This window comes from Maribacter luteocoastalis (assembly GCF_048890225.1).
Classification (GTDB): Bacteria; Bacteroidota; Bacteroidia; order Flavobacteriales; family Flavobacteriaceae; genus Maribacter; species Maribacter luteocoastalis.
Genome location: NZ_JBMFZG010000003.1, coordinates 600,971 through 627,313, shown reverse-complemented (window position 1 = coordinate 627,313; position 26,343 = coordinate 600,971). Strand labels below are relative to the sequence as shown.

Sequence of the window (26,343 nt, the reverse complement as noted above, 5' to 3'; positions counted from 1 at the left end):
TGACTTGCATATTTAACGATAAGACAACTCAGGTTTGAACCAAATTTAAGGTGTTCTAAAAGACTTTTCTAAAGGTAAGGAATACTTTGTTTGAGCGGACGAGATAAACGCTTAAACGCCCTGTTTTAGCTCTCATTTTTCCATCATAATCGCTTTTAAAAAAAGAGGGGTTGAAAAGCCTCTCTTATTTTTAATCAAATGAGAAGAGAGTATTTTCAAGGATACCTAATTGAACATAAAACGGACTATAGCTGATGCCGTGCCAAAAGAAGGCTAGAAACAATTATTTATTAATAACTTTTTTATGAAAAAAGAGAGAACGGTTGCGTATACCGACAGCAGTAAGCTGGTTAAACTACGCAAAGAATTAGAGTTTAAGATAGACCAGCTCACGGAGCATCTATCTATCATCGCCCAAATCAACTCACATTTGAACGAGAGTTTTCAATCAAGGGCAGAGGTCGAGGCTTATATTGAGAAGCTCGGCTATCGTAATCTGGCCTTTGGAGCTGACTCACAAGGTTTCAGAACCTTGTACTTGAGTCTCGTTAACTCAACCAGACCTGAAATAAGCGAGGAACTGGCAGAGGTGAAAAATCTAAAGGTCGTTCAAAAGCCTGAGGCCATGGACATCTTACGCCAAAAGGCCACTGAGTATGTAGCCGAGGAATACCAAGATGCGGTTTACATGGTTCAGGAGTTTATTGAGAAATTCAATATGCTTTCAAGGCAAGAAAGAAGAGCCTTGACTATACAAAATGGAGAGTTAAAGTATAATGTCGCAATGTTAGCTTTCGTTCGAGAATAAATTAGATAGGCAGATAAACTATATAGTATAGGATATAAATAGACTATTTAAAATTTTAAAGAGGGTAGGTAGAATACCGTAAAATCCCTCTTTAAATCTTGACTAAAAAATGATTTACCATGATAAAAATAAAATCAAGGAGAGGGACTTTAACTAAGTCCCAATTACAGTTAATAAAGAAATGTTCCCCTGCAATACACACAATTATAATGAGGGGTACAGTGGAGGATGTGCTTGTATTTCCCTACCTAAATAATGGTGATAACCCGACTATAGGTGATTACGCTACTATAAATGGTAAGCTCATAGATGCAGAGAGAATAATGCCAGACGGGTCTAAATATGTTTTTAGGAATGGCAGGCTCATGGAAATAATACCAGAATCTTGGATAGCTCCCATGTGTGAAACGAAAGAGGAGAGAATAAACGCTATAGCGAAGGAATTGACCACTGATTTTAAAAAAGAAATAAGTCAGGTCAGAAGAATTTTAGGGCAATGAACAAAATATTATCAAGAGTCGTAAGAGTAAAACCATTTGGTACTTATGAGAATGAACACGGACTTTTCTACTCCTTTGAGTATAAAATGGAAGACCTCACAGTCCTAAGGGCTAACCACAGGGAGAACAAACATTTTAACGTAGGAGACGAGGTAGAGTATTTAATTAAAGGAAACAATGGTCTACTTACTTATGGAACTGTAGGAAAACCCTCAGGTAGTCTACATATCCCTCGTTTCGATATTGCCCCTCATGAAAGGAAGGCAATGATTGAACATTCAATAATGTGCGCCTGCGTACTTGCGGACAGGTTAAATACAGAACCCTTAAAAGCTACTGTAAAAAGACTCGCACGAATGGTTTACGAGGTAAACATTGAGCTTTTGGATGAGATTAAAACATAAGGTTATGAGAAAAATAGAAGCAAAATCAACGGGGTCAGAAGGCTGGAGAACCCTGACAAATTTCGAAGCTTACGAAATATCGATACAGGGTCAGATTAGGGCTAAGGAGCGTTCCTTTATAACGGATGGAAACCTTCATACCAGAAAATCAAAGACCATCAAGCCCTACAATCATTTTAACAACAACTCCCTAAGGATTCATTTGACCAAAGACGGAAAGAGATACTCAAGGAGCGTTGCTTATATGATGATAGAGTCCTTCTATGAAATAAAACAAGGATTTAGGTATGAGGTATCCTATAGAGACGGTGACCTAAATAACTGCTCATTGGACAACCTCATTATTTATGAGAGCAAAATTTAGAATTAAGGACAAAGCCAAAAAACTATCAAAGTCGGAGTACTGGGCTTTTCTGTTGGTTGGATGGCAAATAAATCCTTTTTCTGATAATTTGAGTTAGATGGGAAAGACATTTGAAATTAAAAAGACATTTTATGAGATATTCGAGCATCCTCCTGAACAAGTAGAGGACAATTTTGTATTTACCAGAATTGAACCCCATTACAGTAATGGTATAGATTTTTGGGACAAAAACGCTTATGAGGACTTGATGGAATATCCATTAGATGGCGTTTATGGTTATTATGACCTAAAAGGTTTAGTAGACTACACTAATTCAATCCAAAAGGGAACTGAAAAAAGACAAGAAGCTTTTCTCACTGGCAAATATGAGGGAGGTACGAGCGGTCAATACAAGACAATCAAAAGTTGCGCCCTAGCATGGGATATTGACGCAAAGGACAATTCCTTTTTAAAAAACCATAGAAAAGCAGACAGGGCTAACGTAATACAAGTCCTTAAGCAGTACTCCTTAATGATGGGTAAATCCTCCTCTGCTTTAGGTTTATGGGGCTTTCTCTATGTGCCTGAGCTGGAGAACCTCAATTATGAGGAGCGAGGTGAGTTTAAGGACATAGCGGATAAAATCTTTGACTATATGACCTCAATGATATTTGAGAAAACGAAGGTCAAAGTAATTTTTGATTACTCTCAAGGTGCTTATAGACAGATTAGGTTTGCAGCACATCAGAAAGAAAAAATTGAACCAAACTATAAGCCTATACCTATAGGCTTTAAAAAAGTGGTCAAGAAAGAGCCCCTTCCAATAACAGGTAAAAACAGGAGAAGCTCAGGTTATATTAACGAGGGGTCAATATTTGCACAGTTCAACAGAAACCATTCACCGGAGGACTTTTTACCTGCCTGTAATTTTACCCATGTAAACGGTAATAGATGGAGATACAACAATAGCGTCAACTCTACCTCTGGAGAGGTCAAGGACGGTGTATATATTGCCAACTCATCAACATTTGCCAACGAGCTGAGACAGCCAGACCTAATGTCAAAAAAGGCTTTTACGCCTTATGACCTCTTTAGGGCAGCAAATAACTATACCCATCTGGAGGCTTTGACCCATCTAAAAGCAGATGGCTATAAGTCCATTGAGCCTAATTATGACAAATTGAAAAAGGAGGTTGAGCTAATAGATCATGAGAATGATGTATGTATTGTAACGGATAAGTTAGAAGGCTTAAGCCTTTCCGATAAGTACAAGTTTTTTAGGGAGGCCAATATACCAGAAGATTTAAGGGACACTTACAGGGCTTACCTAGGGCTTAAGGACTTAACAGTACCTCAGGATGAGATACTACCATTAAATGGCTTTGTGAGTAACAGATTAGCCGAGATATTTGATATAGCGGACAAACACCCAAGGTTGGCCGTAACGTCCGATACTTCTACAGGTAAGACCTATTCTATTATACATGGTCTGGACAAACACAGGGAAGGGGCTAGAATGCTTTTAATTGTTCCCTTGAGGGGTATTGCATCTCAAGCAGGCAAAGGCCACAAGAGCATCATTAAGCTCTTCGGGAACGTGAAGGAGCAGCAATTTATGGATGCACATTACATGCAAATAGTTGTAGCAACGTATCCTCAGGCTCCTAAGGTTTTGAAGAGTACGGACAATGTCTTTGACTATATAGTATTAGATGAACTTCATAGTCTAATCCTGACCAATGATTACCGTAAGGGGTCAATAGCTAAGTTGTATGGTAGGCTGGAAAGCTACCTTGAAGCAAATCCAGACACCAAGCTCATAGGGATGACCGGTACACCTCTAAGCCTTTTAAAACCTTTAGGGTACTATATGCTCAAATTAAAGAGCGATACTCCCAGAATGGAGATTACTCAGCGTTTTGATGGGAGAAACGCCCAGAAAATAGTAATGCAGCACCAGTTAAATGCTGTGGTAAAAGATACCGACAAGGTTATTTATAGGGTTGTTGCAACCAAGGGTCTATATCAGTTAAAGGAGTGGCTAGTCTTGACTCAAGGTTATAAGGAAAATGAGGTACTCGTATTGACTGGAGCAGATAAGAGAGGGGAAGACTGGAAGAGGCTTGTTGAGGATGATGTATTCAATAATGAGATTAAGATTGTACTGACCAGTCCTTTAATTGATGAGGGCGTCAGCATCAAAAATGATGACTTTACTCAGGTGGTATTTGTTGATCCTAGTCCAGTACTTAGACCTGAGCCTTTAAAACAATTTTCAGCACGATTGAGAAACCCAAGACCCGACTTGAAAATATATCACTATGTCAAGGTAAGGAGAGGGGAGTACGTCTCAGAGTACATGGATGACTTTATTGAGGTAAGGGATGAAATGAACTCTATAATTAACGAAAGGTCAGGAGGCGACAGTACCTATAAAAGTATTTTGTCTTTTGACTATTTGACCGTTGGGGATAATAGGCTAAACGAGCTTTTATTGGCTTATGAGGAGAGTACGAACTTCTTTAGGGGTCTGAGTATTTATGATTTTAATGAGTTCCTTTTGGAGAACTACAATATAGAGGTAGTTATTGACTCCGACTATATAAAGGAGAATATCAAACTTGAAAACAAGGATACTCTTACAGGCAAGCCACTAAAAGAGAGAAAGACCTATATCGTTAGGGAGAGATGGCTGGAGCTTTTAACCGCCATGTTCAATGCAAGTACTGGTAGAAGTGAGGACTTGATAATGATAACTGATGCTAATGAATACGGTCAATGGATTGCTCCAGAGGAGGACTTTGAAAGTTTTGTTTCGGATAAAAGAAACCTAGAGCATTTCATGCAGGTGGTCAAGTTTTATCTATTGATGCGAAGGCATAATCAAGAGCCGTTTTCACAAATGTTTGACAAATACGGGCTTTTGGAGAGTAGTTCTGAGCTATACAAAAAGGGTATGTATTTAAAACTTGCCTTGACCTTAAAACAACCAATAGATGAGAATGACTTTAAAGAGAAAAAGGAACTGGAAAGTATACTTAGCTCGATAAAGGAGGTCGATACATTGACCATTGCAGAATTTAGAAAGCTTTGGAGAACCCATAAACTCCCCAAGAATAGAATTTACGGAGCTAATACAGAGCTTTTAATAAGAAGGTTTTTGACCGTCTTTACCCATCTGGTTTGGTATCAGAAGGAAAAACGCTTTGTTAGGAAAGATGCCCATGAGGGATTATATGAAAAATTTAAAAAGCGTTGGCAAGAGCCTGAGATTTTACTGCAAGGGTTAGAGACAAGTCCACAGGATGAATTTATAATAACTCAAGATGGGATTCTGGATACAAAAACCAGACAGCTTGAATTATTAGTACCTGAGGAGGGTAATCCACCCGAAGAAATATTGCGAAAAAAACAATTAAGAAATGCAAAGAGAAGAAAAAGGAAAGTCGATTTACCTACTAGCTAAATCAAGAATTAAAGCCAGAAGACTAGCTGATAAAAAGGCCTTCGAACAATCATTAATGAAAATAAAAAAGAATAAGAATAATTAAAACTAAACGAGTTATGAGCAAAAAATTAAGAGTTGAGGACAGATTAAAAAAATGGTTTGAGGTCTTTAAAGATACCTTAGACCCAAAAGAGGTCGCAATGGCCGTACTTACACAAAAAGAGTTATTTCTTACTGTAAACGGTATGATGTCAGAAGAGGATAGGGCAGAACCCATGGACATCGACAAATTTTGTGATGAAGCATATATTAATAGTCTAGTTAGATTGTCGGATGTGTTCAAAGAGAATTGGAACAGCTATTTTCAATCATTGAGCGCAGGTTGGAAGGTTGAATTAATAAAAAGGTCATTTAATGACTCACAGCCCCATAAATATCAATATGCAGTGGAGCGTTCTTTTCCAGAGTTTAAAAGCAATTTCAAACCTATCGAGCGCAAAGGAGATATGATACTACACTTTCATGTCAATAGTGTTGAGGTCTTTGAAACGATTAGAGAACTAATACACGGGGATCATAATACAAGGGTATCACTAGTTGAGGAGTAAAATCGATATGGGGAATTAATCCTTAATGATCCTATCAATCCTCTGAATAGCCCCTCTTAAGTTCTTGGTCAACTTAGGAGGGGTTTTAATTTGTTAGTGAATAGTTCTAATTTGCAAATTCTTAGAAATTCAGTTAGTTATAGTTTTCGGGTCAAATTACCGGTAACGAGGCTTGTGGGGTTGGGTTCACGAACCTACTAAATCCATATCAAACCATTAATGTAGCAAACTTTTATAGTGAATATTACATCATTTGCAGACTGGTTATATAGCTTACAACACTTGCACAAATCTCAATTTTGAAAAGATTTTATAAGGATTGTTTGATATTAAACCAACTGGATTCTAATCGATTAAATATACTTTCTCTAAATTTAGAATTATATTTATTATCTGTTAACCTATCCAAAATGATTGATGTCTAAAAAAAATAGTAAAAAACTTTCTGCACAGGATAGATATGATTTGCTGAGACTAAAAGCAATTCAGGATGTAGATTCAGGACTAATAGATAAGTATTCTAGAAAAATAAAGATTTATTCTATCGCAGCTTCTATTATAGTGGTTATATTCGGTTATTTAGGTTATAATAATATTCAGGATTTAGTTTCATCGGAGGTAAATAAGACGGTTAATAAAACTGTAGATGAAGAGGTTACTAAAACAATTACTCCAATATTAGATAGAATCCAGACAAGAGTAGATAATAGTTGGGAAAGCAGCATCTTAGCCAAAAATGCTGCCGATAGAATTTCAGAAACTTCGAGAACCGTAGAGTCCCAAATTAGTAAATCTCAAAAAAGTATTGAAATAACCTCAGAGTTAAATTCAGTTGTTAAAGACTCTTTAAAAACACTAATAGACTTGTTAAATGAACAAAACACTGAGTTGGATAGATTAAAAATTCAAATGTCAAATCTCTTCAACAGTATGAAAAATGAAACCTTCAGAAGTTCTAATGAAAATAAATATAGAGTTGTAAAAATTGATGAAGAATTTGCAATTATAGTTTTTAAATTAGATGCGATTCCAATACCTGAAAGTGTCAAATTACAATATCATATTTATGCTCAGCCATATGAAGCGTTTGAAATTAACAAGAATATCATAATATTGAGATGGGGGGACAATTTAAAGAATCTGGATAAGCATGATTTCTACATATCTTATATTCAAGACCCTACTGCTGAGAAACCATATGATGATTTAAAGCAGGAAGAGGGTTGGATAAAGGCAGGAGATAGTCTTATTTTTAAAGTTTGGCAAGATTCGCCAGGATTTTAGAGATTTACATTTGACTTATTCTCACATTTCAATAGAGTGCTTTTCTCTTTTCCGAACACATTCGATTTTAGCCTAAGAATTACCTTCTAACTTTAGGATTTATTAAATTAGTAACTAAGAAGTTTTGCGATTATAAATTAAGAATTGGTAGATAAGTTATTTAAGGATTGGGATTTAGAAACTTGGGCAAACGTTCTAGAGGTAATTGGTTTTGTTATTACGGTAGTTTCTCTAATCGTTGCTTTATTCGTGAAATCAGAGTTGAGCAAACTTAAATCTAGCTACATATTTGACAACCGAGTTAAACACCACTCAAAAGCGTTAAAGAATACGGTGTCAACACTCAATAAGTATTTTGACGAATACGACTCCAACCACGATTTAATAAAAACTGAACTAAGAGTCTGCATTTCAGAATTAGAAGATTTAATTACAAAATTAGGATTTTGGGAAAGTATTAAATGCCGTCGGTTAGTCTACTTTATAAAAAGAAGGTTGACAAAGCCTTTTGAAAATAGGACTAAAAAAGGTCATCCTCTTAAAGAACTTATCAAAAGGTATCCTAAAAGATTGTATACAACTACCTATTATGACAACTATCATATTTACTCAGGCATCTACGGGATTATAAGGCAAATTGAGAATATAAAAAAAAATAAAGACAAATCATTGTAGCTATGAGCGCACAAGCACAAAAAACAATTTTAAAACTAAACCAAATGACCAAGGATGACGAAATTATTTGGTCAGTATGGAAAACTAAAATTAATTCTTTGGAGGGGCTTGAAAGGCTATTAGGGAATGCATATTTCTCAGAGGTAAATACCAAAGAATTACGGATTTACAAATATGAAGCTAGACATTATTATGACGAGGACGCATTTGATTGGGTTTCCCATTTTCGTCTAGAGTTTATAGACAAAAACGGTAATACTACGTGGCAATTTCCAGAGGAGTACGTACTACCGGATTTGTACGAGTCTATTCAATACAAATTATCTGGAGCATCAGAGTTCTTTGGTGATTTTCTTGACGAGGAGTAAAAAGTGGAAAATCGACCTGAAATTTTTGGGCGTATCTCTATCTGATAATGGGTCTCTAAAACTGTCTTTGACCTATATATCCCGTAAAATGAAAAGTACAAAAATGGGAAATTAAATAGTACACACTTTTAAAGACCTTATGTGTTGAAAGTAAGTATTATACGATTTCTAAAACGTGTACTATTCATTTTTCCAATAGGGCAGTCAAAATATCTTGCCAAATCCCTTACAACCTCAACAAACATAAGGCATAAGATCCATTGCTTAAATTGTACAATTTAATTTACAGTATGTACAGGCATTGGTATTATAACTAAGCTCTAGGGGTTGATAACTATCAATTTTATTTATCATATATTTGTATTATAATCAATAATATTTATATAAAGATGGATTTAGAACAATTTGAAAAGATAGCCTTTACCATGAGAAAGGATTTAAACGAGGAGTGGAGGCTCAAAAGACCCAGCCCTCATACGTTGGATAGGATTGCCAGTAGGCTGCTAAATATCGTTAAGGAGGTACGGGCTAAGGATGAGCTTACAGACGATAAGCTGTACTGGTTAAAAATGCACTTGGATATTTTCCTAGCCGATTTGGACGGTAAGCTATTGCACGATTACAGGAGGGACAATAAAAGGTATCACGGGCTTTGGTCAAAGGAAAGAGGAGACCTAGCCAGTTTCATAACTAGGTTTAAGGAGATTTTAGAAAACAGGGAGGCAACAAAGGCCGATTAACCATTTAATAGTAGCCAAAAGTCCCAGATTGCTCTAAAATTTTTGAGTGCTTCCCTATACAGAAGAGACCTCCAAATACTGTCCTAGGGGGTATATTTTTATTTGGTAATTTGGAATATATCCATAATTTTGGATTATGTCCATTAAGTTTAGAAATAATAACAAGAAGATAATTAAGGAGCTTCTCAGGGAGATTGGGGAGCATAATTACAATATGGCCTTAAAGCAGAAAATGGTAGGGAACAGCAAGCCCCTGTCCATGGAGGGCTTTTATATAGAGGCTACAGAGCATTATCTTAGGTTGTGCTATATGTATCCCAGTCGGTACAGGTTAATGATAATGGACGTGGAGAGGTATAAGAACATACCAGTCGATGGATGGTCAAGGGTAAAGGAGTGATTACCTGATAGCGTTCTTTATTTTCATTGCGGTTGTATGAGAGACCCCTGAGAGTTTAGCAGCTCTTCTAATGGATTCACCAGACCTAAGCTCCTTAGCACATTTGGCGTTTTTAGGCTTGGCCAATAGCTCCTTAACTGATAAAGGTTTAGAGCCTCCGTTAGCCTTATAAGCTCCTCTCTGCTTAGCTCTCTCAATACCTTCTCTCTGCCTCTCTTTAATGGTACTAAGCTCAAACTCTGATAAGGTAGCCATAATGGATAGAACCATTTTAGAGGTGGGACTCTCCTTGCCATCTACAAGAGTACTAAGACCCTCCTTTTGGGAGACAACATTAATGCCCTTAGACGTGAACTCTTTGATAGTTGAAAGTATGTCCATGGTATTACGACCTAACCTATCTATAGACTGTACGTATACCTCCTTTATTGATCCATCATTTAATAGCTTAATGGCCTGAGGTCTCTTATTAAAAGGTACAGAGCCACTAACTTTGTCAATGTACAGCTTATAACCGCCCTCTTTTTGCCTGTCCGTATTCTGCTCCGTTGTGGAGACCCTTATATACTTTGCTTTCATAAGTAAGATTTAGATAGGTAATGTATGTACAATTCTGGACGTGTACAATTATCAACCCATTTTTTCGATGAAAGGAGGTATTTATACTGTACAATTATAAGGTATACCTTGATAGTGGTACAAACTATGATTTATTTCAAGCTAAAGTAGGGTAAGATTTACCTCTGTAATTCCAAAAATTGTCCGTGGGAAATCCGAACTTGGCAAAACTCTAGCAGGCCAATGATAACGGGCATTACCAGAGGTTTTGGTGAGAGAAATATTTTGCAAATTTATATATATTTTACAAAAGTAATTAGCCTTCTTAAAGGAGGTTCTAACAGTGGCCGATTTTTTGATACCCCCACCCCCTCAAGGCTTTTTTGTGCGTGATTTGTACAACTACACCCATTTAATAGAAATGTTATAAATATAACAAATCGGTAATATTATAACAAAGTGTTGAAATATAACAATTTATGTTATATTATTTCATTTTATAACAATTATATGCCTATTGGTTATATATCCTAACCTATGACGGCTATTTGCTTGATATATGTAAGCCGTAATGCAAATTCAGCCTTAACTATGACCTGTCGGATACCATATTTTACAGGCATTTCATCCAAATGAAGAATAATTACTTGCAATATGATAGTGGTATAATTACATTTACCCTATTATTGACCCATGTATCTAATTTATGCTAGCAATTTATACAAGACTGTCGGTTAACGACGAGGAAAGCAACTCTCTGGAGAACCAAATAAGAGAGGGACGGGATTTTGCAAAGGCCAACGGTTTCAAGAAGCTTGAAATATATAACGAGGGGCATGGGATAAGTGGGGGAGCTGACATTAAGGACAGGCCGGAACTTGACAAAATGATGAGGGACATTGCAACTGGTAAAATCTCTACTGTTTGGATGAGAAACCAGAACAGGTTGGAAAGGAACAGTATGACCTTTCATCTCTTTGCAGACCTAGCAAGAAAACATAAGACAAGTGTAGTTTTTGGAGATAAAGAGACCGACTGGGACGACCCAAGTAACTTCTTACAGTCATCTATACTGACGGCAATAAATAGTTATCAAAGAGAGCTACAAAGCTACCAGACCAAAAAGGTATTATCCGACAACGCAAAGGAGGGCAAGGCCCATGGGAAGACCCCTTATGGATATGACGTGGACAAGGATAACAAATATGTACCCCATGCAGAGCATGCTGAGGTAATACGGATGATTTACAACTGGTCAGCGAACGGGGAAACGACCCCGTCAATAATCAAAAAGCTAAACAAATTGGGCATTAATCCTCCAGAGGGCAGCAAATGGGCTAAATCCACACTCAACAAAATTCTTAAAAAGAGACTGTATCTAGGGGAGCGCAAGTTCAACGGTACGCTAGTACCTATGCCCCAAATTATTGATAAGGAGACTTACCAAAAGGCTAGGGAGACAGTTAAAAAGCACTATGTTCAAAAGGGAAAACCGCAGAGAGACAGGTTTTATCTCAATGGACTTATAAACTGTAGGGAGTGCGAAGGCAGATATTTGGGTACGTTCACGAAAAAACCTTATTATGAGTGTACCACAAGAAGGGAGCATAACAATGAGTGTAAGAGTAGGAACATAAGGCAGACGTATATAGAGGACTTTGTTTGGTTTCTGTTGACCGTACAGTTTCCTAAAGAAGTTGAAGAGGTGGTAGCCAATAATGAAGAGCTGGAGATTCTTGAAAGTAGAATAGGGGAGTATAGGGCGAAACTACTTGATCTCGACAGACAAGAGGAAAGACAAGCTGACCTTATGGTCAAAGGTGCTGTATCAATGACCGCTTTAACCAAAATTTCTGAGAGGATAGAGAGGGAGCGTACCACCGCAATGGCTAAAATTAGAGACTTGGAGGAGGAGCTAAAAGGTTTTGATAATCCAGATCTTACCGACCTAAAGTTAACCGAAGCAGCTACCCTGCCAAACAGTTTAAAAAAGGAAATAGCCCAAAAGTTTATACTTAGTATTGATATATGGGGCAATGACCTGCCTATGAGGATAGACATTAAATTTAAGGCTCACGGCCTGAAAATGTCATATTACGTAAACAATACAAAAGGATATATAATGTCAAGGGATAGAGCTATTCTTTATATTACAGGCAAAGGGTTGATAAAAAGTTTTGACAGAGCCTCCGACAAATTGAAATGGTGGCACAAGGAGCCTGAGCTATTAAAGACACATAAGGAAATACTCAAAACCTCTTATGTCTCTGGAGATTTGATAAAAGGCCATGTTGACAAAGTACCAAAGGATAACTATACACCCTCCTTACTGACAAAAAAGGACGGTACGCTTTATGAGGATAGGAACACGAGAGTAACTGAAATACTATTTCAATAATTATGGTAATACTAGGCTCAAAATCTCCACGTAGACAGGAGTTGCTCAAATCGATGGGTATAGAGTTTGAGATAAGGACAGCAGATGTCGAGGAGATTTATCCTGAGGACTTAAAGGGAGCTGATATATCAGATTATCTGGCAAAGTTGAAGGCTCAGCCCATAAAACCAACTTTGAAGCAAGGAGAGATACTCCTGACCTCCGATACGGTAGTATGGCATAAAGGGGAGTCATTGGCTAAAGCTTCCGATAGGGAGGAGGCCATAGATATGTTAAGGAAACTGAGCAATAGCACTCACGAAGTAATAACCTCAGTCTGCTTTACTACTTTAGACCAGCAAAAGGTAGTAAATCAAACCACAGAAGTAACTTTTTGCGAGCTTACAGAGGAAATGATAGTCTATTACGTAGATAATTATGAACCTTACGATAAGGCTGGGGCTTATGGCATACAGGAGTGGATAGGGTTAGTAGGTGTTAAAGAAATCAACGGGTCTTATCACAATGTCGTGGGTATGCCGACCTCTTTAGTCTACAATACCTTAAAAGAATTTAGCAGCTAAACGAATTAGATATATAGTTTGAGTCATTTACATTAGTATAGGATCCCTTAATTTCTTCAACACCAATTAAACCAATCCATTCTTGTATACCATAAGCTCCAGCTTTATCAAAAGGCTTAAAATTTTCTATATAATAGTTGATTTCCTCTTCTGTTAGCGTTTTAAACTTCACCTTAGTGGAGTGGTTTTTTACAATTTCTTTATCTTCGGTCGTAAAACAAACCGAAGTGATTACTTCGTGCCAATCCCCAGATAGTTTTAGTAGCATTTGGGTGGCTTCATTTTTGTTTGAGGCTTTGGCCAATGATTCGTTTTTATACCACACCACTGTGTCTGAGGTAATCAATATATCATTCGTCCTTAATGTGCCCTTAAATACGGATGCTTTTAATTTTGCTAAATAATCCGATATTTCCGCTGCTTGTAAATGCTCGGGATAAATTTCATCAACGGGATTAACCTTAATTACAACATCAATATTTAAATCCTTAAAGAATTGCTTTCGTCTGGGGGAGCCTGATGCTAAAATAATCTGGTATCCTTTTAGTTTGTCTAAAAGCATAATTAATCGTTTGCAGCACTAAAGTGGTTCATCCAATCGCCACGTACTTTTAAAACCTGCTCTATGACATCCCTAACGCATCCTGCACCACCATTTATAGGAGAAATATAATGGCAGTTGGTTTTTACCTCTGGCGTGGCATTTTGCGGACAAGTAGCCATACCAACAATTTGCATTGGGGGTATATCTGGTATATCATCGCCCATATATAGTACCGCTTTGGCGTCAATACCATAAATATCCAGATATTCATCCAGTGCATCAATCTTGTGGTGCGCTCCAAGGTAAATATCTGTTATTCCCAATCCCTGTAAGCGCTTTTTAACACCCTCATTGGTGCCGCCGGTAATAATACATACATTGTATCCTTTACTTATAGCTACTTTTAAGGCGTAACCATCCTTTATGTTCATTTTTCGCAATAATTCGCCATCGGTGGTTATCATTACGGTACCATCGGTCAAGACCCCATCAACATCAAAAACAAAGGTGGTAATATTACTTAAATACTCTTTATAACTTTTTTCCATAGTGTGCTTTAATTGCATTACTTAGTAATTTATATATCTCTCTGTGTTTTTTATCATTCAATAATTGCAAATGAGAATGCAGCGTTTTTCGGTCTCCTCTTCTTGCTGGACCTGTTTGGGCTTGTTCAGGCGTTAAAACATCTAGTTTATCAACCGTCTCTTTCATCAAGGGTTTCAGCAATGAGAAATCAATGGTATACTCTTCACAGATTTGTTTTCCTATACCATATAAATAGTTGGTGAAATTATTTGTAAAAACTGCAGATACATGTAGTGCCTTACGTTGGTTGGAGTCAATATGCTCCACAGTATTACTAATAGTTGATGCTACATATTTTAATAAATTTAAATCCTTTTCACTAGTTGCCTCAACACAAATAGGAATAGTTTTAAAGTCTAGTATTTTTCCGCTTGTAAAACTTTGTAGTGGATAAAATACACCTGTATGTGAATGTTTGGAAAGAGCATCCATAGGTACGGCACCAGAGGTATGCACTAATAGACCGTCAAGCGTAAGTTTTTCTGAAACTTCATGAATTACGTCGTCCTTAATAGCCATTAAGTAAACATCCGCTTTTGGTAAATGGGTCCAATCTGTAAATACTTCAGTTCTGTTACTAAAATAGTTTAAGGCATCGGTATTTCTTCCAGCCACCGCAAGAACTTTTACTTCATCTTTTTTATGAAGTGCCTCGAACAAATTTTGGGCAACATTTCCTGTCCCAAGGATAACAATGGAAATCATTTTGCGAAAATACAAAGAATAATATGCAGTAAGTTGGCTGAAAATTAACATAATTGTTTATGTTTTATACAGTAGCTTCCTTATTTAAAATGGTAAAAGGACGTATTTTTGCATGCTGAAAACCAATGTCCATTTACATGACAGACTTGCTCAAGAAAATTTTCTTCTCTACCCGTTTAATGTCTATTCTTTTCATTGTTTTTGCCACTGCTATGGCATTTGGGACCTTTATAGAAAGTTGGTATAGTACAGAAACAGCTCGTATTTGGATTTATAATGCTACTTGGTTTGAAGTAATCATGGTGTTTTTTGTAATAAATTTTATTGGTAATATTTCTAGATACCGATTGTTTCGTAAAGAAAAGTGGGCCGTTTTGGTTTTACACCTTTCATGGATATTGATCATACTAGGCGCTTTTGTAACACGATATATAAGTTTTGAAGGCATGATGCCTATTAGGGAAGGAAATACTGAAAAGGTATTTTACTCTGATAAGACCTATTTGACCGCCCATATTGAAGGAGAGATCAATGGAGAACCTAGGAGAAAGATAATGGAAGATAATTTGATTGTTACTCCCGAGGCATTGAAATCCAATTTACCATGGAAAAATGATTTCAATGGACAACCATTTACCATTTCATATGTTGACTTTATTGATGGTGCCAAGGAGGGCTTAATTCCAAACGAAACCGGGAACAGGTATTTGAAAATTGTTGAAGCTGGTGATGGTCAACGTCATGAGCATTTTTTGGAAAATGGTAAAGTTGCCAGTATTCACGGGGTTTTATTTGCATTGAATAAAGAAACAGAAGGGGCCATCAATATTTTAGCTCAAAATAACAATTATCAAATAAAATCTCCTTTTCAAGGTAGCTTTATGCGAATGGCAGATCAATTTCAAGGTAGTTTGGAGAAAGATAGCCTGCAACAGTTACAATTAAGGTCTTTATATAATGCTGCTAATATGCAGTTTGTAATACCAGATTCTTTGGTTCAAGGCAGTTATGGTGTGGTTGAGATTCCTGAAGCTGAAAAACAAGATTTTGATTCTGATGCACTTGTTTTGGCCATTACCAGTGGGAATGAAACCAAAGAGATAAGAGTACTGGGTGGTAAGGGTGGAACAGAGTTTACTGATAAATTTGCTATAGGTGGGTTGAATTTTGCATTACGCTATGGTTCAAAAGTACATGAGTTACCCTTTGAAATTAAATTGAATGATTTTATAGCTGAGAAACATCCAGGTACTGAAAACGCCTATGCTTCATTTATGAGTAAGATTACCGTTAATGATGAACGTCCTTTTGATTATGATATTTTCATGAACCATGTATTGGATCATAAAGGGTACCGATTTTTCCAAGCTAGTTTTGATCCAGATGAAAAAGGCACCAGACTTTCTGTAAATCATGATTTTTGGGGTACTTGGATTACCTATATTGGATACTTCTTGCTATATATAGGGTTAATGGGAATCATGTTCTTTGGAAAGACCCGATTTAAGGATTTGGCCAATTCCTTGGAAAAGTTAAAAGAGAAGAAGAAAAAAGTATTGACCACTTTTATACTGTTAATTGGCCTAAGCATAACACTAAGTGCCCAAGAGCACACAGCAGATGATGGCCATGATCACTCTTCTACAGTTCCTACCCAATTTCAGATAGATTCTTTGTTGAGTACTTCAATGGTAGATAAGGAGCATGCGGATAAATTTGGAAAGCTGGTAATACAGGATGAAGGTGGTAGGATGAAGCCTATTAATACATTCTCATCAGAATTACTTAGAAAATTAAGCTTAAAGAATACGTATCAAGGCTATAGTTCTGACCAGGTATTTTTATCAATGATGATGAATCCTGCCATTTGGTATAACACGGAATTTATAGCGTTAGATAAAAAGGCTCAGAATGACAGTATACGTAAAATTATTGGTATTCCTTTAGGTCAAAAATATGTGAAGGCAACTGACTTTTTTGATCAGAAGGGGAATTACAAATTAGAACCCTTTTTAAGGGAAGCTACCTCAACCAATAACCCCAACAAGTTTGAGCAGGATTTTAAGGATGCAAATATTCGTTTAAGTCTATTAAATAAAGCTTTGGGTCAAGATATTGTGAAAATATTCCCTCTGCTTAACGATGAAAACAACAAATGGATATCGGCTGTAGAATATAGAGGAGGACAATATCAAATTGCGGATTCACTTTATGGTAATTTTGTGAAAAATGCAGTTCCTTATTATCTGATGACATTAGGGAAAGCTCAAAAAACAGGGGACTATACCGAGGCTGATAAATTATTGGCAGCTTTTAAACAAAACCAACAAAACCACGGTTCGGAAGTGCTTCCTTCCGAAAACAAGATCAATATCGAAGTAATTTATAATAAACTGGACATCTTTAACCGGTTGTATAAATATTATGCTTTAGTAGGTATACTTATGTTCTTTGTACTACTGTTCCAGATATTTAAGGGAAGGGGAATTTGGAATATAGGTGTCTACTTTTTTAAGGGTACCATCTTGTTATTTTTTGCTTGGCATACCGCTGGTTTGGTATTGCGTTGGTATGTATCTGGTCACGCACCATGGAGTAATGCCTATGAAAGTATATTATATGTGGCATGGGCTACCATGGGAATGGGATTATTATTAGGTAGAAAAAATGATATGACTATTGCAGCATCGGCATTTGTAACAGCTATGTTATTATGGATTGCGCATCAAAGTTGGGTGGATCCCTCTATCGCAAATTTACAACCTGTTCTAGATAGCTACTGGTTAATGATTCACGTAGCGGTTATAGTTGGCAGTTACGGACCGCTCACTGTTGGTATGATTTTAGGTTTTGTCTCCCTAATTCTAATTCTTTTAACCAATAAAAGAAATAAAAAACGCATGGACATTAATCTTAAGGAGTTGACCATTATTAACGAGCTTGCATTGACGGTTGGTTTGATTATGTTAACTATAGGTAACTTTCTTGGCGGCCAATGGGCCAATGAGAGTTGGGGTAGGTATTGGGGATGGGACCCTAAAGAAACTTGGGCCTTGATTTCAATTATGGTCTATGCCTTTGCAATACATACTAGACTGGTTCCTGGACTTAGGGGGAAATGGACATTCAACTTCTTAAGTATAGTTGCATTTGGGAGTATAATGATGACTTATTTTGGCGTTAATTTTTATTTAGTGGGATTACATAGCTACGCTAGTGGTGCTCAAGTAATAACACCAACTTTTATTTGGTACACTGTTGCAGGAGTAGTTTTATTAGGCGCTTTAAGCTTTTGGCGCTATAAGGTGAACTATTCAAAATAGTGACTTAATCAGCTACCAATAATTTCATGATTTCCTCTGCGGCAACTTGACCTTTTTGTTTTAGAAAATCCCGTGGTGTATTGTCACCTAATTCAAAAACAATGGCCGGCATATGATGGTTCACATAAAAGTAATTTCGTGAGACCATAGTTGGTGTTGTATTTGCCGAGGGTTTTATATTCGTATATTTTTGTGGTAATCTGTTTGAAATATTTTCTATCCAATCAAACACAATTTTACCTTTTTTTCCAATTACCGTGCTGTCAATAGGGTAGTAGATGTCATCCCATGTAGAATGAAAATCGGCCCCAAAGACAAACTCATATCCTTCGTCACTTTTTTTATTTAAAAAATCTTTTATACTTCTAGTTTCTGGTTGATTAAAATTTTGCCAATCCCGGTTAAGGTCAATTCCTCCCATGTTATGACGCCAATGACCATTATCTACCCCATCTGGGTTCATTAATGGCGCAACAAAAACATCGAACTCTTGTCTAAATTTTTTTGCCTGATCACTCTCCCCGGTAATGGTCTCTATAAATGATTTCATGGCCAAATACCCTGTTACTTCTGGCGGATGTTGTCTAGAAATAATCATTAATGCCTTTTTTGTAGCTGCCTGTTCTTTAATCTCCATAAGCATCATGGGTCTTTTTTCTGTCGATTTTCCAATTTCATAATTGGTTATAAAAGGCTTGGATGATAAGGAATCTATCCATTGTTTTACCCTTTTGGTGGTATAGAGCTCTTGAGCGCTGATCCATATAGGATTTTTACCCACCTGTAGGATTATTTCTGTAAATTCTGGTGCAGCCTTAATTCCAAAATCACCTTCCCCTGGGTTAATTATCTTAAAGTGGGTACTATCCAAGACCTTAAAATTTTTCCCATCATTGCTTATTTTAGGATAGTATCTACTTCTGCTATCTTGATAGGATAATTTTATGGTAATTTCCCTTGGATTATTGGTCCAAACCTTAAATGCATACCAAGGACTTACATTAATAGGCGTGTTTTCTGCAGTTATCCATATGGTATAATGATCATTGCCATCATCCGCTACACCATTTAGCCTCGCACCATCAAAATCATTGGTGAAATAGGTTTCATTGGATAAATTCCAAATACCTTTCCATTGTCTTTGAACAGGTCTATTAACGGTCGGCACAACAGGACTTGCTCCTTGGCCTTGGTATACTTTTTCAGAACCAATGGTTTTGGACGTGTTTTTACACGAAGTGATTAAAATAATTGGGAATAGAAGTACTAAATAAATAATCCTCATACTAAACTAATGTCTTTATCTATTATTTTTAGAAATTGATTCTAAATTATAATGATACTAAAATCTTATTGGATAAGCATCCATTGGCCTTTTTTAAATTTTTGATTTATGAAATTAATTTTAATTTCACGCTTTAAGCATACTATTCTTAATTTGAACACGATAACTAAGGAATCATACTATCAAAGGTTATAATTCCAAATCTCAATATTGATAAGTGTACTGTAATTCGTACTTTTAAATCAACTAATATTTTCATTTATGAGCTCAAAAAGTAAAGGAATAAATACCGTATGTACCCATGTTGGGGAGCTAGTGGATAAACAATATAAAGGCGCGGTATCTCCATTATATATGAGTACTTCCTATGCGTTTGATGATGTTGATGTAAAGCGATACCCACGATATTTTAATACACCCAACCAAGAAGGCCTGTGCAAAAAAATTGCTGCGCTAGAACATGCAGAGGCAGCTTTAATTTTTGGCAGTGGTATGGCTGCAGTAAGTACAGCACTTATGGCTTTTTTACATGCAGGAGACCATGTTGTATTACAGCAAACGCTTTATGGTGGCACTTATAATTTAGTAACCGAGGAGTTTGCAAAGTTTGGAATTGAATATTCGTTCACCGAAGGTTGGGAACCAAAAGATTTTGAAACCCAAATAAAAGATAATACCAAGGTAATTTATATGGAAACCCCATCAAATCCCTTACTGACTATTACCGATTTGGTCGGGGTAGCCAGTATTGCTAAAAAACATGGTATAATTACCATGATAGATAATACTTTTGCAAGCCCTGTTAATCAGAACCCTATAGAATTTGGTGTTGATGTTGTTATTCATAGTGCTACAAAATATATGGGCGGACATTCAGATATTTGTGCCGGAGCTGTGGCATCTTCGCAAAAGAATATGGATAAAATATTTCATTTGGCAAAGAATTTTGGGGGAAGTCTAAGTGATTATACCGTCTGGCTTTTAGAAAGAAGTATTAAGACTATGGGCCTTAGGGTAAGGGCACAGAATGAAAATGCAATGGCCATGGCTTACTATCTAAATAATCACGATGATATAGCGGCTGTTTATTATCCTGGTTTACCCACTCATAAAGATCATGAACTTGCAAAAAAACAAATGAAGGGATTTGGGGGCATGTTATCCTTTGAACTTAAGCCTAATATTGATGCCTCTTTATTTCAAAAATCATTGCGATTGATAAAATCTTCAATGAGTTTAGCGGGTGTAGAAAGCACAGTGCTATCCCCAACCCAAACATCACATGCTTTGATGAGTGCAGAGATAAGGTCAAAACAGGGAATTAAAGATGGTTTAATTCGTTTTTCGGTAGGTATCGAAGAAGTAGAAGATTTAATTGAGGATATTGAATACGCCATAATAAAAGTAAAAGAATATATTTCTATACCATCAGAAAATTAAATTATAACGTAAGTTTAGAAATAGCAAACGACCAAGTCTAAATTAAGATCAACCAAATTTTTATGAAGTTAGATATATTAGTATTTGGAGCTCATCCAGATGATGTAGAGTTAGGAGCCGGCGGTACTATCGCTAAAGAAGTTTCTTTAGGAAAAAGAGTAGGTATTATAGATTTAACAAGGGGAGAACTTGGCACCAGAGGTACTGCGACAATAAGGGATGGGGAGGCAGAAGTATCTAAAGAAATACTAGGTGTTACGGTAAGGGAAAATTTAAAATTTAAGGATGGGTTTTTTATTAATGATGAAAACCACCAGCTAAAGGTAATTATGATGATTCGTAAATATCGTCCAGACATTGTTTTGTGCAACGCTATTGATGACCGCCATATAGATCACGGTAAAGGAAGTAAGCTAGTAAGCGATGCTTGCTTTTTAAGTGGATTGATGAAAATTGAAACTAAAATAGGGCAGAAGGAACAAGATCCTTGGCGGCCAAAATTAGTATACCATTATATCCAATGGAAAAATTTAAAACCGGATTTTGTAGTCGATATCAGTAATTTTATAGATAAGAAAACAGAAGCAATTTTAGCCTATAGTTCCCAGTTTCATGACCCAAAGAGTAATGAACCAGAAACCCCAATTAGTAGTAAGACTTTTATTGAAAGTGTAAGATACCGTGCCCAGGATTTAGGTAGGTTAATAGGTAAGGATTATGCAGAAGGATTTACGGTAGAAAGGGTGTTGGCCGTGGAATCACTTGAACATTTAATTTAAGCAGTTTTTTTATATTTTTTAACTGCTTTAGGCAAAGTAAAATAAAAGCTGGACCCTTTATTAAGAGCGCTATTGACCCAGATTATTCCGTTATTTTTTTCAATCATTTCCTTACACAAGGACAATCCTAAACCCGTCCCTTTTTCATCATTGGTGCCATAAGAGGTATGGGTTTGACTTTTGCTGAAGATTTTACCCATCGTTTCTTCATTCATACCAATGCCATTATCCCTTACATAGATTTCCCAATGTTTTGTTTTTTCAATAGCACCTATGGTAACCATACCATTCTTAGGAGTAAATTTAAGGGCATTGCTAATTAAGTTTCTAATCACTATATCCATTTGGTCACTATCAGACCAGGTAAGTGTATTATCATCAAGTCTATTAATTAATTTAATGGATTTTGAATTCGCAATTTCTGTTAATAAGGCAATATTTTCCAAAACAATATGCTTAAGGTCCGTTGAACGTGGTTTTGTTACTGACCCGTTCATTTGAGTTTGGCCCCAGGATAATAAATTGTTAAGGGTAAAGGAAATGTGATCGATATCCGATTTAAGTTTTGGCACAAACCCTAGAAATTCATCCTTGGTCATTTCACCTTCCTTAAATAATTTGATCAAGCCTTGAAATGCTCCTATAGGCCCTCTTAAATCGTGTCCGATAATAGAAAAAAGTTTATTTTTAGTTTCGTTCAATTCCTTTAAGTGCTCTTCTTTTTTCTCAAGATCTGATTGTTTTGAAATAAGTTCTTTATTTAGGGCTTTTTGTATTCTTGCATTTTTTCTAATAAGTAATGTTATTCCAAGAAATATTAAAAGAAGGAATAGTGCTATATTTAAATATAGCCATTGTTTTGCCAGCGCTTCCTCATTTTCTAAGATTAAGAGTTCTTTTTGTTGATCATACTCAATTTTTGTCTTGAGCATTGTTAATCCTTTTTTATTTTCATTTCGGGACAAGGTATCTGAGACTTTTTGATAAAGCTCATGATAGGTCAAAGCTTCTTTAAAATCACCTTTTTTCTTGTTTATGGCATATAGAATTTCAGCACACTCCCTTGTTCCAGAAATATCAGCTATTTTTTTAGAAAGACCCATTGCCTTTTTTGCGTATACTTCAGAAATACTGTCTTTGTTTAATTTTAAGTTGGCTTTGGCAATTCCATTTAATAGCGGTATTTCCGATCTATCGTCGTTTAGGTCATTATGTAAAAGCTCACTTTGACGGTACCAGTACATTGCCCAGTTATACTTTTCTTGTTTAAGGTATATTTTACCCTTTATTTCATAAGCATAAGCCAACCAATCCAATATTTTTTTATCCTCAAAAATTCTAATAGAATTATTGACATTGTACATGGCCAGTTCTAAATTATTCATGTCGGCATATGCAGAGGCCATATTACTCATTGTTTCTGCCATAATAATGGGGTCACCAATTTCCTCGTTCAAGGATTTTACCTTTGTGTAAAAAATCATGGCTTGTGTATAATCCTTTTGTGAGATATACAGATTGGCTATATTTTCCGTAATAATAGAGAGCATAATTTTCGCATTTACATTCTCTGCCAGTTCTATGCCTTGTAAATAATATTTTAATGCCAAGGCATAATCACCCATATAACCATATTCACCTGCTATATTGTTTATATTAGAGAGTTTTAGCGTTGAATTCCCTATTTCATCAGCTATTTTAGAAGCATTTTTATAATTCTTAATTGCCGTGTCATATTTACCCTTATCAGAATAATATGTTCCTAAACTGGTAAACGCGTTTGATTCACCCTTTAGATAGCCCGATTGTTGACTAAGACTTAATGCTTCTTTGGCTAAAATATAAAGGCTGTCCAAAACAAAATATCTTTGTTCATCAGCTAAATCTAGCATGGTATCTATATATAGTGTATCGGATTTTTTAATCCCCTGAAGTTTTAAGTTACCAAGCTCATGAAGTATACTATCACGTAAACTTACTTGTGCATTAGCTTGGTTTATTTGCAAAAAAACAAATACACACAGTAACACAGGGAAATTCAGAAACTTTTTCCTTATTAAAAGGATTCTTCGATTCATAATTAATGGACAGCGATAAATATTGGATGTAAATATATTTATAGTTGTTTAAGAAAAGTAATTAATGTTGTGAAACGACTGATTTTATGTGTTTTATCTATCTAAAAGTGTATTTTGTCGATAAAATAAATATTTTACTTTTTAAATATAAGCTAATTCAGTAATATATAAATTTTAAAAAATCCTTCCTTTTGTGCTCATTAAAACACTACTATTTTCTGGGTCTGTTTACTTTAAATGAGATTGTTATTATATGTCTAGTGGAAAGCATACAAAAAAGGTACTGCCTTGTTTTTCTTCACTTGCAGCATAAATGGTGCCGCTATTTTTTTCTATCATTTCTTTACACAATTGTAAACCAAGGCCAGTACCTCTTTCCATATTAGTTCCAATTGATGAATAATGATTGTAATTGCTAAATATTTTCTTCAAGATTTCGGGGGACATGCCCACACCTGTGTCCTTAATGGCAATTTTTAGAAGTTTGTCCTCTATAAATCCTTGTACCCAAATTTTCCCATATTCTGGTGTAAATTTTATTGCGTTACTGATCAAGTTTCTAATAATAATATTGAAATGATTTAAATCTGCATAGACAATCATGTTTTCAGTAAGATTATTTTTTACTGTAATATTCTTTTGTATTATGTTCTTTTCAAAAAGATTTATAATAGTATCAACTTCAGTTTTTATATTTATAGTAATTCTTTGCGTTATGGCCCCTTTCATTTGTGTTTGGCCCCAATTAAGCAAATTATCCAATGTAAATTGTATGTGCTCTAGGTCCTTGTATAATTTAGGAGCGAATTTCATGTATGCTTTCTCTCCAGATTCATTTTCTAGGGTAAATTTAACTAATTCCTTTAGTGAAATTATAGGCCCTCTAAGGTCGTGACCTACAATAGAAAACAATATGTCCTGATTTTTATTGATTTGATTTAGTTTGAACTCATTTTCGGAAAGTATTGTTGTTTTCTCTTCGAGCTTCCTATTGAGTTTATTTACTGTTTTTTTAGATTTATAGATTAGAAAAGAAACTAGAATAGAGATAACTAAAACTACAGAAAACCATTGCAGGTATTTTCGTTGTTTGACAATTCTTTCATTATTTTCACTATCAATACGACTTTTTTCCTTTTCAAACTCAAGCCTAGTATTTAGCATAGTTATGTTAATGTTATTTTCCTCTTTTGCTATACTGTTACTTAAAGCATTTGCTTTTTCTAAATATTTAAGGGCCAACACAGGCTTATTGGTTTGTTTATATAGAGCATATAGAAGGGTAAAACATTTCTGTTGGCCAGTTTTGATCTTCATCGTATTATAAAGTTCTAAACTACTATCTATTAAATTATTAGCTTGATCATAATTTTTTATTCCTAGTTTAGATTTTGCAGCACCTAATAATGCATCAGCTCTTCCTTTTAAATCTTCTATTTCATTATGAATTTTCAAGGATTTATTAAAATATAAATCTGCAATTTCAAATTTTTCTTGCGCTAGATAAGCATCGCCCATGTTGTTATAAGAAAATGCCAACCATTCTGGAATCTTTAATTTCTTAAAGACTTCAATACTGAATTCTAATTTTGGAAGTGCCAATTCCCATTCATCCTTCTTGATCAAACAATAGGCAAAATTGGAAGCTAGCTGCCCCTCTATTTTATCATTTTTATAGGTATTAAATATTTTCAAACCATTATCAAAATATATTTCTGCTTGTTTATGATTATTTAGAAGGCTAAACATTACACCAAGGTTTAGGTTCTGCCTACTTTGCTTTTCCTTATCCCCAAGTTTTTCGGCTATATCAAGTGCTTTTTTTAACGCCTTAAAGGAGTCAGGGTATTCAGATTTTGAAAAATAGGCCTGCCCCAATTGATTATAGGCTTCCAGTAATTGTAAATCATCAATTTTAGTATATGAGTTAGTAAGGATTGGGTTTAACATTTCAATGCATTTGTTGGCCTTTCCTGTATATAAATAATACCCGGAAAAATTGAGCACAGAATTAATCTTACCAGTATTGTAGTGTAATTGCTCACTTAAATCCTTTGCTTCTTCGGCCAGTAAAAGCATGGAGTCCAGTTCACTATATCTTAGTTCCCAACTTAATTTATTCACTAAGTCTATATAGGCAGTGTCTTTTTTAAATTCTAAGTTATCCTTCTTAATTGAAATTACCCTGTTTTTTAATTTCTGAATACTATCAACTTGTGATATGCTACAAACAGAATATGTGATAAATAACGCTGTAAGTATTGTTTTGAGAAAATAGGTGTAACGTTTTTGACTCTTTTTTTTGTGCAAAACATAAGTATTGTAAACTTCAATTGATTGGTAACCAGTAGTTTTCAAATGTCTAGGCCTTTTAATTATTTAGGGCAATGCTAATACTTTAAATTACAATTATTTTATGAGTATAAACCCTTAAATTGAATGATAATTATATGCAGAAAACGTTTGAAAGATCAGGAAAAAAAATTTACCTTTGCCACCGCTTC

Annotated in this window: 23 protein-coding genes; 16 read left to right on the top strand and 7 right to left on the bottom strand. The window is 35.6% G+C overall.

The window, feature by feature from the left end; translation table 11 throughout:
- The first annotated feature begins 304 nt into the window (after window positions 1-304).
- From ACOCEA_RS10080 to ACOCEA_RS10030, 11 genes are all read left to right on the top strand, one after another.
- A complete protein-coding gene (locus tag ACOCEA_RS10080) occupies window positions 305-808 on the top strand; it encodes a hypothetical protein (protein WP_420756106.1) in 504 nt (167 codons plus the stop codon).
- Window positions 809-927: 119 nt separating this feature from the next.
- Window positions 928-1,308 carry a hypothetical protein gene (locus tag ACOCEA_RS10075; RefSeq protein WP_420756105.1) on the top strand — a complete coding sequence of 127 codons (381 nt, stop codon included), beginning with the start codon at window positions 928-930 and terminating at the stop codon, window positions 1,306-1,308.
- Window positions 1,309-1,394: 86 nt separating this feature from the next.
- Entirely contained in the window at window positions 1,395-1,712 is a 318-nt protein-coding gene (locus ACOCEA_RS10070; RefSeq protein WP_420756104.1) for a hypothetical protein, read from the top strand.
- A 4-nt stretch (window positions 1,713-1,716) separates the two neighbouring features.
- A complete protein-coding gene (locus ACOCEA_RS10065) occupies window positions 1,717-2,076 on the top strand; it encodes a hypothetical protein (RefSeq protein ID WP_420756103.1) in 360 nt (119 codons plus the stop codon).
- Between the two features lie 97 nt (window positions 2,077-2,173).
- Window positions 2,174-5,521: a DEAD/DEAH box helicase gene (locus ACOCEA_RS10060; protein WP_420756102.1), complete on the top strand. Its 3,348-nt coding sequence runs from the start codon at window positions 2,174-2,176 to the stop codon at window positions 5,519-5,521.
- Between the two features lie 98 nt (window positions 5,522-5,619).
- Complete coding sequence (locus ACOCEA_RS10055; protein WP_420756101.1) at window positions 5,620-6,111, top strand: hypothetical protein; 492 nt, start codon at window positions 5,620-5,622, stop codon at window positions 6,109-6,111.
- A gap of 417 nt (window positions 6,112-6,528) precedes the next feature.
- Entirely contained in the window at window positions 6,529-7,395 is an 867-nt protein-coding gene (locus tag ACOCEA_RS10050; RefSeq protein ID WP_420756100.1) for a hypothetical protein, read from the top strand.
- Window positions 7,396-7,539: 144 nt separating this feature from the next.
- Window positions 7,540-8,070, top strand: a complete 531-nt coding sequence (locus tag ACOCEA_RS10045; RefSeq protein ID WP_420756099.1) for a hypothetical protein — start codon at window positions 7,540-7,542, stop codon at window positions 8,068-8,070.
- Between the two features lie 2 nt (window positions 8,071-8,072).
- Complete coding sequence (locus ACOCEA_RS10040; RefSeq protein ID WP_420756098.1) at window positions 8,073-8,438, top strand: hypothetical protein; 366 nt, start codon at window positions 8,073-8,075, stop codon at window positions 8,436-8,438.
- Between the two features lie 389 nt (window positions 8,439-8,827).
- Window positions 8,828-9,178, top strand: a complete 351-nt coding sequence (locus ACOCEA_RS10035) for a hypothetical protein (RefSeq protein WP_420756097.1) — start codon at window positions 8,828-8,830, stop codon at window positions 9,176-9,178.
- A 136-nt stretch (window positions 9,179-9,314) separates the two neighbouring features.
- Window positions 9,315-9,578 carry a hypothetical protein gene (locus ACOCEA_RS10030; protein ID WP_420756096.1) on the top strand — a complete coding sequence of 88 codons (264 nt, stop codon included), beginning with the start codon at window positions 9,315-9,317 and terminating at the stop codon, window positions 9,576-9,578.
- On the opposite strand, the gene ACOCEA_RS10025 is transcribed toward ACOCEA_RS10030, so the two are convergent.
- Window positions 9,579-10,157, bottom strand: a complete 579-nt coding sequence (locus ACOCEA_RS10025) for a recombinase family protein (RefSeq protein WP_420756095.1) — start codon at window positions 10,155-10,157, stop codon at window positions 9,579-9,581. It lies immediately after the preceding gene.
- A 685-nt stretch (window positions 10,158-10,842) separates the two neighbouring features.
- On the opposite strand from ACOCEA_RS10025, the gene ACOCEA_RS10020 reads away from it, so the two are divergent.
- Complete coding sequence (locus ACOCEA_RS10020) at window positions 10,843-12,534, top strand: recombinase family protein (protein WP_420756094.1); 1,692 nt, start codon at window positions 10,843-10,845, stop codon at window positions 12,532-12,534.
- Window positions 12,535-12,536: 2 nt separating this feature from the next.
- Window positions 12,537-13,097: a Maf family nucleotide pyrophosphatase gene (locus ACOCEA_RS10015; protein ID WP_420756093.1), complete on the top strand. Its 561-nt coding sequence runs from the start codon at window positions 12,537-12,539 to the stop codon at window positions 13,095-13,097.
- Here the strand turns inward: ACOCEA_RS10015 and ACOCEA_RS10010 are convergent.
- Genes ACOCEA_RS10010 through ACOCEA_RS10000 form a run of 3 tightly spaced genes read right to left on the bottom strand, consistent with a single transcriptional unit; the run spans window position 13,087 to window position 14,985 of the window.
- Window positions 13,087-13,659 (bottom strand): Maf family nucleotide pyrophosphatase, encoded by a 573-nt coding sequence (locus ACOCEA_RS10010; RefSeq protein WP_420756092.1) that lies wholly within the window; start codon window positions 13,657-13,659, stop codon window positions 13,087-13,089. The two genes, ACOCEA_RS10015 and ACOCEA_RS10010, sit on opposite strands and share 11 nt — an antisense overlap.
- 2 nt (window positions 13,660-13,661) lie before the next feature.
- A complete protein-coding gene (locus ACOCEA_RS10005) occupies window positions 13,662-14,189 on the bottom strand; it encodes a KdsC family phosphatase (protein ID WP_420756227.1) in 528 nt (175 codons plus the stop codon).
- Window positions 14,173-14,985 (bottom strand): Rossmann-like and DUF2520 domain-containing protein, encoded by an 813-nt coding sequence (locus tag ACOCEA_RS10000; RefSeq protein WP_420756091.1) that lies wholly within the window; start codon window positions 14,983-14,985, stop codon window positions 14,173-14,175. Before ACOCEA_RS10000 ends, ACOCEA_RS10005 begins: the two co-directional genes overlap by 17 nt.
- A gap of 86 nt (window positions 14,986-15,071) precedes the next feature.
- Here ACOCEA_RS10000 and ACOCEA_RS09995 point away from each other — a divergent pair, with 86 nt between their 5' ends.
- Window positions 15,072-18,257 (top strand): cytochrome c biogenesis protein, encoded by a 3,186-nt coding sequence (locus tag ACOCEA_RS09995; protein WP_420756090.1) that lies wholly within the window; start codon window positions 15,072-15,074, stop codon window positions 18,255-18,257.
- 4 nt (window positions 18,258-18,261) lie between these two features.
- Here ACOCEA_RS09995 and ACOCEA_RS09990 read toward each other — a convergent pair whose 3' ends face one another.
- Window positions 18,262-19,542, bottom strand: a complete 1,281-nt coding sequence (locus ACOCEA_RS09990; RefSeq protein WP_420756089.1) for a M14 family metallopeptidase — start codon at window positions 19,540-19,542, stop codon at window positions 18,262-18,264.
- Window positions 19,543-19,803: 261 nt separating this feature from the next.
- On the opposite strand from ACOCEA_RS09990, the gene ACOCEA_RS09985 reads away from it, so the two are divergent.
- Both ACOCEA_RS09985 and bshB1 read left to right on the top strand, forming a co-directional pair.
- Window positions 19,804-20,982, top strand: coding sequence for a trans-sulfuration enzyme family protein (locus tag ACOCEA_RS09985; protein ID WP_420756088.1), 1,179 nt, complete (start codon window positions 19,804-19,806; stop codon window positions 20,980-20,982).
- Window positions 20,983-21,044: 62 nt separating this feature from the next.
- Window positions 21,045-21,761 (top strand): bacillithiol biosynthesis deacetylase BshB1, encoded by a 717-nt coding sequence (gene bshB1, locus ACOCEA_RS09980; protein ID WP_420756087.1) that lies wholly within the window; start codon window positions 21,045-21,047, stop codon window positions 21,759-21,761.
- Here the strand turns inward: bshB1 and ACOCEA_RS09975 are convergent.
- Together ACOCEA_RS09975 and ACOCEA_RS09970 are read right to left on the bottom strand one after the other, a co-directional pair.
- Window positions 21,758-23,839: a tetratricopeptide repeat-containing sensor histidine kinase gene (locus tag ACOCEA_RS09975; RefSeq protein ID WP_420756086.1), complete on the bottom strand. Its 2,082-nt coding sequence runs from the start codon at window positions 23,837-23,839 to the stop codon at window positions 21,758-21,760. The two genes, bshB1 and ACOCEA_RS09975, sit on opposite strands and share 4 nt — an antisense overlap.
- A 249-nt stretch (window positions 23,840-24,088) precedes the next feature.
- The gene (locus ACOCEA_RS09970; RefSeq protein ID WP_420756085.1) at window positions 24,089-26,149 is read right to left on the bottom strand and encodes a tetratricopeptide repeat-containing sensor histidine kinase; all 2,061 of its coding nucleotides are present in this window, start codon (window positions 26,147-26,149) and stop codon (window positions 24,089-24,091) included.
- Window positions 26,150-26,343: the final 194 nt, after the last annotated feature.

Bases quoted from the DNA above. Each gene is read 5' to 3' on its own strand.
- ACOCEA_RS10080 (WP_420756106.1), top strand. From the start codon at position 305: ATGAAAAAAGAGAGAACGGTTGCGTATACCGACAGCAGTAAGCTGGTT.
- ACOCEA_RS10075 (WP_420756105.1), top strand. From the start codon at position 928: ATGATAAAAATAAAATCAAGGAGAGGGACTTTAACTAAGTCCCAATTA.
- ACOCEA_RS10070 (WP_420756104.1), top strand. From the start codon at position 1,395: ATGGAAGACCTCACAGTCCTAAGGGCTAACCACAGGGAGAACAAACAT.
- ACOCEA_RS10065 (WP_420756103.1), top strand. From the start codon at position 1,717: ATGAGAAAAATAGAAGCAAAATCAACGGGGTCAGAAGGCTGGAGAACC.
- ACOCEA_RS10060 (WP_420756102.1), top strand. From the start codon at position 2,174: ATGGGAAAGACATTTGAAATTAAAAAGACATTTTATGAGATATTCGAG.
- ACOCEA_RS10055 (WP_420756101.1), top strand. From the start codon at position 5,620: ATGAGCAAAAAATTAAGAGTTGAGGACAGATTAAAAAAATGGTTTGAG.
- ACOCEA_RS10050 (WP_420756100.1), top strand. From the start codon at position 6,529: ATGTCTAAAAAAAATAGTAAAAAACTTTCTGCACAGGATAGATATGAT.
- ACOCEA_RS10040 (WP_420756098.1), top strand. From the start codon at position 8,073: ATGAGCGCACAAGCACAAAAAACAATTTTAAAACTAAACCAAATGACC.
- ACOCEA_RS10035 (WP_420756097.1), top strand. From the start codon at position 8,828: ATGGATTTAGAACAATTTGAAAAGATAGCCTTTACCATGAGAAAGGAT.
- ACOCEA_RS10030 (WP_420756096.1), top strand. From the start codon at position 9,315: ATGTCCATTAAGTTTAGAAATAATAACAAGAAGATAATTAAGGAGCTT.
- ACOCEA_RS10025 (WP_420756095.1), bottom strand. From the start codon at position 10,157: ATGAAAGCAAAGTATATAAGGGTCTCCACAACGGAGCAGAATACGGAC.
- ACOCEA_RS10020 (WP_420756094.1), top strand. From the start codon at position 10,843: ATGCTAGCAATTTATACAAGACTGTCGGTTAACGACGAGGAAAGCAAC.
- ACOCEA_RS10015 (WP_420756093.1), top strand. From the start codon at position 12,537: ATGGTAATACTAGGCTCAAAATCTCCACGTAGACAGGAGTTGCTCAAA.
- ACOCEA_RS10010 (WP_420756092.1), bottom strand. From the start codon at position 13,659: ATGCTTTTAGACAAACTAAAAGGATACCAGATTATTTTAGCATCAGGC.
- ACOCEA_RS10005 (WP_420756227.1), bottom strand. From the start codon at position 14,189: ATGGAAAAAAGTTATAAAGAGTATTTAAGTAATATTACCACCTTTGTT.
- ACOCEA_RS10000 (WP_420756091.1), bottom strand. From the start codon at position 14,985: ATGTTAATTTTCAGCCAACTTACTGCATATTATTCTTTGTATTTTCGC.
- ACOCEA_RS09995 (WP_420756090.1), top strand. From the start codon at position 15,072: ATGACAGACTTGCTCAAGAAAATTTTCTTCTCTACCCGTTTAATGTCT.
- ACOCEA_RS09990 (WP_420756089.1), bottom strand. From the start codon at position 19,542: ATGAGGATTATTTATTTAGTACTTCTATTCCCAATTATTTTAATCACT.
- ACOCEA_RS09985 (WP_420756088.1), top strand. From the start codon at position 19,804: ATGAGCTCAAAAAGTAAAGGAATAAATACCGTATGTACCCATGTTGGG.
- bshB1 (WP_420756087.1), top strand. From the start codon at position 21,045: ATGAAGTTAGATATATTAGTATTTGGAGCTCATCCAGATGATGTAGAG.
- ACOCEA_RS09975 (WP_420756086.1), bottom strand. From the start codon at position 23,839: ATGAATCGAAGAATCCTTTTAATAAGGAAAAAGTTTCTGAATTTCCCT.